The 14,094-nt window shown below is 57.6% G+C and carries 1 protein-coding gene; it reads right to left on the reverse strand.

The annotated features are described in order from the left end of the window. Nucleotides 1-4 precede the first annotated feature (4 nt). Complete coding sequence (locus AC0V6V_RS05205) at nucleotides 5-14,059, reverse strand: Ig-like domain-containing protein (RefSeq protein ID WP_486164373.1); 14,055 nt, start codon at nucleotides 14,057-14,059, stop codon at nucleotides 5-7. Nucleotides 14,060-14,094 lie beyond the last annotated feature (35 nt).

Here is a 14,094-nt window from a genome sequence, read left to right on the forward strand (position 1 = left end):
ATTTTCAACTAAAAGCTGCAAGCAGTTTGCTTGCTTCGTCATCGGCTTCGCCACTGGCGCGTGCCATCATCGTATCAAGTGTTTCAGCCTTGGCCACCGCATCTGCAATCGCCTTATCCAGCTGTATCTCACCGGTTGCACCCTGAATAACGACAGGGATCTCAATCACTTCACCATCAGCCCGGATTGCGCGAACAACCAGTCTGATTGTCTCTGCATCCACAGGGCGTTCAATGATCGCTAGGCCGCGAGCATCCATCCGGATCCAGTCAGGCAGCGGCGCACCATCGCGCGTCACCAGCTGATATTCGGTGATCCGAGGGGCATTGTCCGCGCCAATATCGCGCATTTCGACATAGACCACGCGGTCGCGAGAAATGCTCTCGATCATGACCTGATCGGTGCCAGTATCGAGTTGCCGCACGGAGAAGCCGGTAAGTGCCTCTGGCAGGAAGTCGCCAAAGCGCGGATCGAACAGGCGGTCCACACCAAAGCGCAGATCGCGGATGTGATCGATATAACCAACCACGTCATCAATCGGATGGCCATTGGCATCGAAGCCGCCAATGCCGTTCAAGGAGCGCAGGCCGTTCACAGCGTTCAGCAATGGCTGATCAACGTTGAGCGTGCCCATGCCGCCGAGCGAGCGGAAATCATTGACCGTATCGAGGATGATCAGCGGCGCGGTTATAAAGGCGTCGCTCTGATCCAGCACCCGGTCAACCGGATAGGCATCAGGAATGCCCGGAGCAGGCTCCTCGCCGAGCAGGAAGCTGATATCAGCCGCAGCCTCAACCACGGTGATCGTCGCGAAGCTCTCTACAAAGCCACCCTGACCATCAGAGATGAAGTAGCGGATCGTCACTTCGCCAAAGAAGTCTGGCGGCGCAGAATAAGTGAGCGTGCCGTCAGGATTGATCACCACTTCGCCAATATCGACGAGCGCGATCACCACTTCCAGAGGATCGCCCTCTGGATCAGTCGTATTGTCGAGCACGTTGATAATCGTGTCAGTGCCGCTGATAACGGTCACGTCCTCCGGCTCATCAACCGGCGGTTCGTTGGTGTTGATCACCTCTACCGCGACGGTCGCTGTCGACGTGCCGCCATTGCCATCCGTGATGGTGTAGGTAATCGTATCCTGGCCGAAGAAATCGGGGTTCGGCACATATGTGATCGTGCCATCCGGGTTGATCGTAACCGTACCATTGGTGGCAGTAGCGGTTGTCACCGTCAGCGGATCGCCATCGGCATCCGTGTCGTTAACCAGCACTGGAATGGTGACTTCGCTGTCTTCATTCACACTGGTCACGTCATTGCCCGCAACCGGCGGATCATTGACTGGATTGACGGTGACGGTTGCCGTCACTGTGTCAAAACCGCCCATGCCGTCGCTCACCTGATAGGTGATCGTATCGGTGCCGTTGAAGTCCGGGTTTGGCGTGTAAGTGATTGTGCCATCTGGGTTGATCGTAACCGTGCCATTCGGCGCATTAGCCGAGACCACCGTCAGCGGATCGCCATCCGGGTCATTGTCATTCGCGAGCACCGGAATGGTGACAGGTGTGTCTTCATCGGTGACGGCCGTATCTGGCTCGCCCACAGGCGGATCGTTCACCGCGACAATGTCGACGGTAACCGTCGCTGTCGCCGTGCCGCCCTTACCATCATCAATGGTATAGGTGATGGTGGTTGGCCCGTTGAAGTCCGGGTTCGGGACAAAGGTAATCGTGCCATCCGGGTTGATCGTAACCGTGCCATCTGGCGAAGTCGCCGTTGTCACGGTTAGCGGATCGCCATCTGCATCACTGTCATTGGCAAGCACTGGGATAGTGACCGGCTGATCTTCCGTACCGGTTGCCGTATCATCTTCGGCCACTGGTACGTCGTTCACTGGATCAACCGTGACCGTCAGCGTCGCCGTATCAAACCCGCCATTGCCATCAGAGACAGTGTAGGTGATCACATCGGTGCCGTTGAAGTTCTCATCCGGCGTGTAAGTGACCGTGCCATCCGGGTTGATCACAACCGTACCGTTTGGCGCGGTCGCCTCCGTAATGGTCAGCGGATCGCCATCTGCGTCGCTATCATTGGTGAGCACAGGAACGGTAACCGGCGTGTCTTCGTCGGTCGTTACCGCATCATCTTCTGCAACAGGCGGATCGTTGACCGGCGCAACATTGACCGTGACGGTCGAGGTTGCGGTGCCGCCCATGCCATCATCAATGGTATAGGTGATGGTGGCCGGTCCGTTGAAGTTCGGATCGGGCTCAAAAGTGATCGTGCCATCTGGGTTGATGGTGACTGTGCCATCAGGCGAGGTCGCATCAGTGACCGTAAGCGGATCGCCATCAACATCGCTGTCATTGGCGAGCACTGGGATGGTGACTGGTGTGTCCTCATCCGTGTCCACCGTGTCAGGCGTCGCAATCGGCGCGTCATTGACCGGCGCAACCACAACAGTGATCGTCGCAGTGTCGGTGCCGCCCATGCCATCATCAATGGTGTAGGTGATCGTGTCGGTCCCGTTGAAATCGGGATCCGGCGTATAGGTCACTGTGCCATCAGGGTTGATCATAACCGTGCCGTTTGGCGCGGTCGCATCGGTCACCGTCAGCGGATCGCCGTCCACATCGGTGTCATTGCCAAGCACAGGGATCGTAACCGGCGTGTCTTCATCGGTTGTGGTAGTGTCATTGACGGCCACCGGCGGATCATTCTCTGGATCAACTGTAACCGTGACGAGCGCCGAAGCCGTGCCGCCATTGCCGTCGCTGATCGTGTAAGAAATCGTGTCCGTACCGTTGAAATCCGGGTTCGGCGTGTAATCAATCGTGCCATCGGGCAGGATCGTAACCGTACCATTCGCCGCAGACGCGGTGACCACAGTCAGCGGATCGCCATCAGGATCGCTGTCATTGGTCAGAACATCGATATTGGTCAATGTGTCTTCTGTAGTGGTCGCGGTGTCGTTCACCGCCACCGGCACAGGATTGGTCACTGTCCAATTAAAGGTGGTGGACACAGTGCCGCCATTGCCATCATCGGCTGTCACGGTGACTTCATAGACACCGTCACCATTCGGTCCGCCGATCGAAGCGGATGGATCAATCGTGCCGGAAATCACGCCCGTGGCCGGATCAATCGAGAGGCCGGTTGGCAGACCAGTGGCATCAAAGGTCAGCGGATCGCCATCAACATCGCTGAAATTGCCAACGGTCGGCACGTTTACCACCGCGCTATCGACATTATCGCGCGGGGCAATCGGCGTCACATCCGGATCATCATTGATTGGATTGACCGTAACCGTAACGATCGCAGTCGAGGTGCCGCCGTTGCCGTCGGAGATCTCGTAAGTGATCGTATCCGTTCCGTTGAAGTCTTCATTCGGCGTGTAGGTGACCGTGCCATCAGCTTCGATCACAACCGTGCCATTTGGCGCGCTAGCCTGAGTGACAGTCAGCGGATCGCCGTCTGGGTCATTATCATTGCCAAGCACCGGAATGTTGACCGGCGTATCTTCGTCGGTAATCGCGGTGTCATCCACTGCGAGCGGCGCTGGGTTACCAACCGTCCAGGTGAAGGTGACATCAACGGTGCCGCCATTGCCATCATCAGCGGTGACAGTGACTTCGTAGATACCATCGCCGTTCGGCCCGCCCTGCGAAGCGTCCGGATCAATCGTGCCGGTTACATTGCCCGCTGCGTCAATGCTGAGACCAGCAGGCAGACCGGTCGCCGTAAAGGTCAGCGTATCGCCGTCGACATCAGCAAAGCCTGGCGAGAGGTCCAGAGCGACAACGTCGGCATCATCATTGATGAGCGCCGACAAAGGCGGCGCGGTTGGATCGTCATTATCCGCGCCAACCGTCACCGTCACAATGGCTGTGGACGTGCCGCCCTGACCATCGGTGATCTGATAGGTGATCGTATCGGTGCCGTTAAAGTCTGGATCCGGCGTATAGGCCAAGGTGCCATCAGCGTTGATCGAAACCGAACCATTTGGCGCACTCGCGGAAACCACGGTCAGCGTATCGCCGTCCGGATCGTTGTCATTACCAAGCACATCAATCGACGCGATTGGCGTGTCTTCCGTGGTCGAAGCCGTATCATCCGCGGCCGTCGGGCCAGGGTTGGTCACGGTCCAGACGAAGGTGACATCGGTCGTGCCGCCATTGCCATCATCAGCTGTAATGGTTGTCTGATAGACACCATTGTTCACCTGGCTGGCATCGGGATCAACCGTCCCACTGACAATGCCAGAGACGGGATCAATCGTCAGGCCAGCTGGCAGATTTGTCGCGCTGAAGGTCAGCGTGTCGCCTTCGATGTCAGAGAACAATACGCCAGCGTCGATCGAGATTGCATCGCCGTCTTCATCGCCGCGATCGGGCAGCGGCGTCGCATCAGGCGCATCGTTTTCTGGCGCGATAACGATCGTCGCAACCGCGGTTGCTGGATCGCCGTTTGCATCTTCGATGGTGTAAGTGACCGTCGCCGTGCCGTTGAAATTGGGATCCGGCGTAAAGGTGATGGTGCCGTCAGAATTCACCACGGCCGTACCATTGGTCGCCTGCGCATCGATGACGACAATTGGCGTTGTGGCATTGCCATCCGGGTCAATATCATTCGCCAGCACGTCGAGCACTTGCGGTGTGTCTTCCGTACCGACGAAGTTATCATCAACGGCTGTCGGTGGCTGATTGTTGATCGTCCAAGTGAAGGTCGTGCTGACCGTCCCGCCATTGCCATCATCAGCAGTGATCGTGACCGTGTAGACGCCATCGCCCAGCGGTCCGCCGGTCGAAGCAGTTGCGCTGGTGGTGCCAGTAACGGCGCCTGTGGCCGGATCAATCGACAGGCCATCTGGCAGGCCCATAGCGGAGAAGGTGAGCGTGTCGCCTTCCGCATCGCTGAACGCTGGAGCCAGAGGCACGTTGATCGCCTCGTTATTGCCATCGGTGAGATCTGGCAGACCAATTGTCTCTGGATCGTCATTCACCGCGCCAACAGTGATTGTGACGGTTGAGGTCGAGGTGCCGCCCTCGCCATCACTGATCGTGTAGATCACTGTGTCGGTGCCGTTGAAATTCGCATCCGGCGTGTAAGTGATCGTGCCATCGGCATTGATCAGAACGCTGCCATTGGCGGCATTCGCCTCTATCACGGTCAGCGTGTCGCCGTCTGGATCATTGTCATTCGTCAGAACCGGAACATTGACCGGCGTGTCTTCCGTGGTGCTGGCCGTATCAGGTGCGGCGAGTGGCGGCGGATTGTTTACGGTCCACACAAAGGTCGATGTCGTCGTGCCGCCATTGCCATCATCGGCTGTGACGGTGACGGTGTAGAGGCCATTGCTATTCGGCCCGCCTTGCGATGCGTCAGCATCCAGCGTGCCGGTGATGACACCATTGGCGTCAATTGACAGCCCGCCCGGCAGGCCAGTGGCGGTAAAGGTGAGCGTATCACCATCAACATCGCTGAAATTGCCAGACACATCGAGCGAGATAACATCGGCGTCATCGTCGGTCTGATTGGTCAGCTGCGGGTCAGCGACCGGATCGTCATTCACCGGATCAACCGTAACAGTGACAGTCGCGGTGGTGGTACCACCCTCGCCATCGCTGATCGTGTAGGTTATCGTATCCGTGCCGTTGAAGTCTTCATTCGGCGTGTAAGTGATCGTGCCATCGGCTTCGATCACGACGGTACCATTTGTCGCAATTGCGGACGTCACCGTCAGCGCATCACCGTCTGGATCATTGTCGTTCGCCAGCACAGGGATGTTGACCGGCGTGTCCTCTGGCGTGGTCGCGGTATCATCCGTGGCCACTGGCGGCGGATTGGAGACGGTCCAGGCAAAACTGCTTTCAACAGTGCCGCCATTGCCATCATCCGCCGTCACGGTGACGGTGTAAATTCCATCACCCGCTGGCCCGCCTTGCGAGGCATCAGGATCGATGGTGCCAGTGATGTTGCCAGCCGGATCAATGCTGAGACCCGGAGGCAGACCTGTCGCCGTAAAGGTCAGCGTATCGCCGTCGACATCGCTGAAGTTACCGGCAACCGGAATACTGACAGTCGCGCTGTCGATATTGGCGAGATTGGCCAGCGGCGTATCAACCACCGGATCATCATTCACCGGATCGACCGTTACAGTGACCGTCGCGGTCGAGGTGCCGCCATTGCCATCACTGATGGTATAGGTGATCGTGTCGGTGCCATTGAAGTCCGCATTCGGCGTGTAAGTGACCGTACCATCAGCCTCAATCACCACCGTGCCATTTGGCGCGGTGGCAGATGTGACCGTCAGCGGATCGCCGTCTGGGTCATTATCGTTGGCAAGCACTGGAATGTTAACCGGCGTATCTTCGTCAGTCGTCGCCGCGTCATCCACCGCCTCTGGTGGCGGGTTGGTGACAGTCCAGGCAAAGGTCGTCTCCACCGTGCCGCCATTGCCATCATCAGCCGTAACAGTGACGGAGTAGATACCGTCACCTGCCGGGCCGCCTTGGCTAGCATCTGCGTCAATCGTGCCGGTGATCTCGCCCGTGTTGGGGTCGATCGAGAGGCCCGCTGGCAGGCCAGTGGCGCTGAAGGTTAGTGTGTCGCCATCCACATCGCTGAAATTGCCCGCTGTCGGCAGCGATACAGCCGCGCTGTCGATGTTATCTTGCGGCGCAATCGGCGTGACAACCGGATCATCGTTCACCGGATCAACCGTGACAGTCACGGTTGCGGTGGAGGTGCCGCCATTGCCATCGCTGATGGTGTAAGTGATCGTATCAGTGCCGTTGAAGTTCGGGTTCGGCGTGTACGTGACCGTGCCATCAGCCTCGATCACAACCGTGCCATTGCCCGCATCCGCAGCCGTCACGGTCAGCGGATCGCCGTCTGGATCGCTGTCATTGGCGAGCACAGGGATATTGACCGGCGTATCTTCATCGGTTGTCGCGGTGTCATCCACGGCCTCTGGCGGCGGATTGTTCACCGTCCAAGTGAAGGTTGTATCAACCGTGCCGCCATTGCCGTCATCAGCGGTAACAGTGACTTCATACACGCCGTCGCCCGCCGGGCCGCCTTGCGAGGCGTCTGGGTCAAGCGTGCCAGTGATATTGCCATCGGCATCAATGCTGAGGCCGGGTGGCAGACCGGTGGCGCTGAAAGTCAGATCATCGCCGTCAACGTCAGAGAAATTGCCGCTGACATCGAGCGTGACAGGCGTGCTGTCATCATTGGTTTGTGGCGCGATTGGGGCCGCAACTGGATCATCATTGACCGGGTTCACCGTGATGGTTGCGGTCGAGGTTGAGAACCCACCATTGCCATCACTGATGGTGTAAGTGATTGTATCCGTGCCGTTAAAGTCCGGGTTAGGCGTGTAATCAACACTGCCATCCGCGTTGATTACGACGGTGCCATTCGCCGCGGTCGCAGCGGTCACGGTCAGCGCATCGCCATCCGCATCGGTGTCATTACCAATGAGCAGTACGTTGACAGGCGTGTCTTCATCGGTGGTCGCCGCATCAGGGTTCGCAACCGGCGGATCGTTGATCGGGTTGACCGTAACCGTGACGGTCGCAGTGGCCGTGCCGCCATTGCCGTCCGAAATCTCGTAGGAGATCGTGGTCGTGCCGTTGAAGTTCGGATTCGGCGTGAATTCCAGCGTGCCATCGGCATTGATCGTAACGGTGCCATCGGGCGAGGTAGCGGTCGTGACGGTCAAATCATCGCCATCAACATCACTGTCATTGCCCAGCACACCGATGGTGACCGGCGTGTCTTCATCGGTCGTAACCGCATCATCGACAGCCACCGGATCATCATTGATTGGATTGACGGTGACGATAACCGCAGCGGTCGAAGTGCCGCCATTGCCATCATCGATCGTGTAAGTGATCGTGTCTTCGCCGTTGAAATCAGGGTTCGGCGTGTAGGTCAGCGTGCCATCGGCCTCGATCACCACGGTGCCGTTCGGCGCGCTCGCGCTGATCACGGTCAGCGGATCGCCATCGGGATCATTGTCATTGCCGAGCACATCGACATTGACGCTGTCGTCTTCATCAACGCTCGCGGTGTCGTTCACTGCTGTTGGCGCCGGGTTGGTCACGGTCCAGACGAAGTCTTGCGACACTGTGCCGCCATTGCCGTCATCCGCCGTCAGCGTGACGGTGTATGGGCTGCCCTGGCTTGCATCAATGTCGAGCGTGCCAGAAATGATGCCGGTCGCCGGATCAATCGAAAGACCTGGTGGCAGGCCAGCCGCCGTGATCGTCAGATCATCGCCATCAACATCGCTAAAGAAGCTCTCCGTTGCGATGGAAACCGACTGATTGTCTTCATTGGTGACGTCAGGAATATCGACCGCCACTGGCGCATCATTTTCGGCAGTGACAGTAACGGTCAGCGTCGCTGTCGCAACGCCGCCTTGGCCATCACTGACGGTGTAGGTGACATTCGCCTCGCCGTTGAAATCGGGGTCTGGTGTGAATGTGACGGTGCCATCTGCATTGACGACAACTGTGCCATTGTCCGCGCTCGCGCTGGTAATGGTCAGCGCATCGCCATCGGGGTCGCTGTCATTGGCCAGAACCGCCACGGTAACCGGCGTATCTTCCGGCGTGGTCGCTGCGTCATTCTGCGCGATCGGCGGCAGGTTTTGTACCGAATAGATAAAGGTAGTGCTGACTTCTTCACCGGACGGATCAGTCGCAGTCACAGTCACCACGAATGGCCCGTTTTGCGAACTGTCCGAAGCCAAAGTGCCGGAAATCACGCCTGTAACGGGATCGATCGTCAGCGCATCGGGCAAACCATCGGCGCTAAACGTCAAGGCATCGCCATCAACGTCGTTAAACGCACTGGCCGTTGGGATAGAAACGGTCTGACTGTCTTCGCCGCTCTGATTGGGCAGCCCGATTGTGGTCGGTCCGTCGTTAACCGGAGTGACGGTCACATCGACGCTCGCCGATGAGGTACCACCTTCACCATCGTCAATGGTGTAGACGATTGTGTCCGTGCCGTTGAAATCTGGGTTCGGCGTGTAGACCAACGTTCCGTCAGCATTGATCGTAACCGTGCCATTGCCGGCCTCAGCCTCGATTACCGTCAGATCATCACCGTCAGGATCGACATCATTGGCAAGCACCGGAATATTGACCGGCGTATCTTCATCGGTCGTAGCAATATCGTTGGATGCAATCGGCGCTGGGTTTGCAACGGTCCAGGTGAAGTCCTGTGAAATGGTGCCGCCGCGTCCATCATCGGCTGTCACTGTGATGCTGTAGCTGCCACCGTTCACCTGGCTCGCACTGTTATCAATCGTGCCAGAGATTACGCCCGTATTGGGATCAATCGTCAGACCCGCAGGCAGGCCCGTCGCTGTAAAGCTGAGCGCATCGCCATCCGGATCGCTGAATGCGCCCGCAACTGGTAGGTTGATGTCTTGTGCATCAAGGTTGGTTTGATCACCGATAGAGCCGCTGATCTCTGGCGTATCATTGATATCGTTGACCACGACCGTAACGGTCGCAATCGACGTGCCGCCATTGCCGTCAGAAATCTCGTAAGTGATCGTGTCCGTGCCATTAAAGCCCGGATTTGGCGTGTAGGTGACCGTGCCATCAGCGTTGATGACCGTGGTACCGTTTTGCGCATCAGCCGACGTCACTGTCAGCGGATCGCCGTCTGGATCACTGTCATTGGCCAGCACATCAATAATGACCGGCACGTCTTCATCGGTGGAGGCGTTGTCGTCCACTGCCTCTGGTGGAGGGTTCCCAACATTAAAGGTGATCGTCTCGGTTGTCGTGCCGCCATTGCCATCATCAACAGTGATGGTCGCGGTGTAGACGCCGCCATTGGTTTGGCTGGCATCCGGCGTGATCGTGCCAGAGATGACGCCTGTATCGGGGTCGATCGTCAGACCTGGCGGCAGATCAGTCGCGCTGAAGGTGAGCGTGTCGCCATCAACGTCGCTGAATGCGTCCGCAACCGGCACAGAAACCGTATCACCGTCGAGCGCATCGACGGGCGGGATCGGGGTCGAATCCGGATCGTCATTTTCTGGCGCAACCGTAACCGTAACGGTCGCCTCAGACGTGCCGCCCTCACCATCGCTGATCGTGTAGGTAATGGTCGCCGTGCCGTTGAAGTTGGCGGGCGGAACAAAGTTGATCTGATTGCCGACCAGCGTCGCCTGGCCAACGGAAGAGAATGCGGAAATAACCGTTAGAACATCGCCGTCTGGATCGCTGTCATTTGGCAAGACATCGATCAGAACAGGCGTATCTTCCGTGGTGCTGGCGGTGTCATCAACTGCGATTGGTGCAGGGTTGGTGACTGTCCAGGTGAAGTCCTGATCCGCGCTTTCGCCTGCCAGATCAGTCGCTGTCACGGTGATGTCATAAACGCCGCCCGTGCCGCCAGTGCTTGCAGAATTGTCGATCGTACCGGTGATCTCGCCCGTGGCGCTGTCAATCGACAGGCCCGGCGGCAGGCCGGTCGCGCTGTAGGTGAGCGTTGCATCATCGCTATCGGCAAAGCCGCCAGCAGTCGCCACAGAAATCCCGCTATCGGCATCGAGATTGGTCTGCGCTGGCAAAGTGCCAACGGGAACAGGCGGATCGTTGACCGCGCCCACAGTGACAGTGACGGTCGCCTGCGAAGTGCCGCCCTCGCCATCACTGATCGTATAGGTGATGGTGTCTGTACCGCTGAAATCAGCATTTGGCGTGTAAGTCAGCGTTCCGTCAGCATTGATAACAACCGCACCGTTGGGCGCGGTGGCCGAAACAACGCTCAGATCATCGCCATCGGGATCATTATCATTGGCCAGAACCGGGATGTCGACAGGCGTGTCTTCGTCGGTGGTCGCCGTGTCATCGGTCGCCGTCGGCGCAGGATTGCTTACCGTCCAGCTAAAGTCCTGGGTGGCTGGCGTTCCGCCCATATTATCCGTCGCAGAAACGGTGACATTGTAGACGCCTGCTGCGCCGCCTTGGCTGGCGGAATTATCGATCGTCCCGGTGATCTCACCGGTCGAAGAATTGATGCTGAGCCCCGGCGGAAGACCAGTTGCAGAGTAAACCAAATTGGTGCTGTCAACGTCATCAAATCCACCCGCAGTGTCCACGCTGATGCCGGCATCGGCATCGTCATTCACTTGCGGCGGCAGTGAACCGACAGCGACCGGATCATCATTCTGCGCGTTTACAAACAGGCTAACAGTCGCTGTGCTTGTACCGCCCTCACCATCACTAATCGTGTAAGTGATGGTTTCCGGGCCGCTGTAATTGGCGTTCGGCGTATAAGTGATTGTACCGTCGGCATTGATGACAACTGCGCCATTCGGCGCGCTGGCCGAGACAACGCTTATATCGTCGCCATCAGGGTCTTGGTCATTGGCCAGCACATCAAAGGTAACTGGCGTATCTTCGAGCGTAGAGCCGCCATCATTATTGGCCTGAGGCGGAGGGTTGGTGACGGTCCAGCTGAAGTTTTGCTCCGCAGTCAGACCGCCGGGATCGGTGGCGGTCACAACCACGTTGTAAACACCGCCAGAGCCGCCCTGGCTCGCGGAGTTATCGATATTGCCGGTGATAAACCCGGTGTTTGGATCGATTGAGAGCCCAGCCGGCAGGCCGGTCGCGCTGTAAGTCAGGCCGTTCGGATCTTCGGCATCGCTGAAACCGCCAGAAACATTGACGAAAATGCCTTGCTGCGCATCAATATTGGTTTGCGGCGGCAGATTGCCATTGGTGGTCGGATTGTCATTAACTGGATCAATCACAATCGGAACGGTCGCCGTGGATGTCCCCCCGCGGCCATCGCTGATCGTGTACGTGATGGTGTCTGTTCCGCTAAACTCTGCGTTCGGCGTGTAGTTCAGCGTGCCATCAGCATTGATCGTGACTGTACCGTTGCTGGCATTGGCACTGATCACGGTGAGCGTATCGCCATCACCGTCAAAATCATTCCCAAGCACGTCAATGTTGTTGACCGGCGTATCTTCGTCGGTCGTGACCTGCGTGTCATTGACCGCAGTTGGCGGATCATTGACCTCGAGCACATTGATAGTCGCGGTCGCGACGTTTGAACTCAACGAAGCATTTTCGAAACTGATATCAATTGTGCGCGGCGTCTCAACCGGACGCTCACCCGCCGTCAGGAATGTTATCGCCTGAAGCGCATTCTCATAGTCAACTGCGCTACCATTTCCGGTGATGAGGATTTCAGTGGCAGTGCGGGTGTAGCTAAGGCCGCCACCCAAAGAACCAGAGGCTGCATTCGAACCGTTGACAAGCAACTCATCGCCACTCTGCGCATTGGTTAGAGTGATGGACGCGCCAGTGACCGACCCATTTGGGTTTTGCACATCGACATCATTGTCGACGATCGACACGCCCGCGCCGTTCTCGACGTAAGTGTTGGTATAGGCAGACCCGGCAGCCGTGCTGTCGTTGCCATCCAAATCAAGCCGCGGAATGGAAACCGTCGTCCCGCCAGTGCCGAGGTCAAAATCAGCATCGCCATCGTGACGGAAAAACGCACCAGTGAAACCGCTTGCAAGGTTGTACTCAATGGTAAAACTGTTGGTGTCTAGCCAATTGAAACGCGCAGCAGATGGCAATCCGCTGTCCTCATTCGCAGATCCAGACGCAGTAACCTCGCCAGGCACGGAAGTATCAAACAGAACGCGCGAACCATTTGCCGCCTCAAAGGAAGACAACGTATCCGTGTCAATTACCAGAAACTCACGCGTCTCTGGGCCGCCATTGCCATCAATATCGGCGACTGTGAAGTTCACGTCCACGTTTGCAGGCGCGCCGGTTGCGCTAAAGAAAATGTCCCAACGGATTGCGGTCGTTCCGAGCGTTGATCCATCTCCCTTGCGGAGAAACACCCCGAAGTCATCCCCAGGCCCGCTGAATTGCACATCGTCACCCGGCGTCAGCGACAAAATAGTAGCCCGAACGCTGATTTGCTGGCCATTGACGGTCGCTACATCGAACCAAGTCGCAGATGACCCAACAGTTGTCAGGCGAGTACCATCCGCCACCTGATTGCCGTTCTCATCGAAAACATCGAATGCGCCCGTTACGAATGCCGCGGGCGCCAGCAAGCCAGCCCATTCGCGCGCTACGAGCGAAGCCGTTTCAACCACACCAAGGCGGTTTTCGAGCGTCCAATCGCCGCCGCGAGAAATGCTACCGGTATCATCAATAGAAGCCGCAATGTCAGCACCGGTGATAGCAGCCAGATTGTTGAGCAGAGCCTGACCATCGGCATCACTGCCGACATCACAGCCGTAAATCAGGATATCCCCATCAGCTGAGAGTTTTGAGCCGATCGAAGCAAAGGCGGAAGCCAGCTCTCCGGTCAGCGATGCGTTATCAATCCGGGTGTCGCCCAGCCAAAACATGCCGTCTTCGCCATGGCTAACGAAATGGATCGCGCCAATATCGCTTGCACCGGCAAGCGCGGTGAGAACCTGATCCACGCCGTCGCTATTGCTATCGACGAACACAATCGTGCCGCGACCTTCCCAAATCTCGGCCAGCTGCTCGTAGTTTTCCACGCTGGTGTCGATAAAGATAAAATCGTTGGGTACTTCGCCGGACTGCGCGACAACCGCATCATCAGCGGGCTCTGCAAAGAAACCATCAGCCAGCGCGCGCTCCGCGCCATACATGGTCGTCGCACGGTCATCGCGCATAGCTTCAAGAATAGCGCGCGGCGTGCTGCCCTCGCGCAACTCGTCGTCAACTTGAATTTCCGGATACAGCCCTGCGTTGCCCTCAGACCGGTTGCCAGAAAGTAGCCCGACAGGTTGAGCGGAAAGACTTGAGCCACCCACATCGCTAAGGCTTGAAGAAGTATCACCGCGTATATCGAGATTTACAGGCGCAACACTCGCTTCGCTGAAGGCATATTCACCGGGCGCGGCGGCCATCGGGCCAATGTCTGCAGTGACAGCCGTAACCACCCCTGCACCATCGAACATCATCCGTGGTTCAAGCGCCAGAATGTGACGACTTACAGCCTGTTTTTTTGTCATGCGCGACCTGACCCCATATTCACAAGCCTACCCCA

The organism is Erythrobacter sp. S249 (assembly GCF_057364975.1).

Coding starts and splice junctions, on each gene's coding strand:
- AC0V6V_RS05205 (WP_486164373.1), bottom strand. CDS start 14,059: ATGACAAAAAAACAGGCTGTAAGTCGTCACATTCTGGCGCTTGAACCA.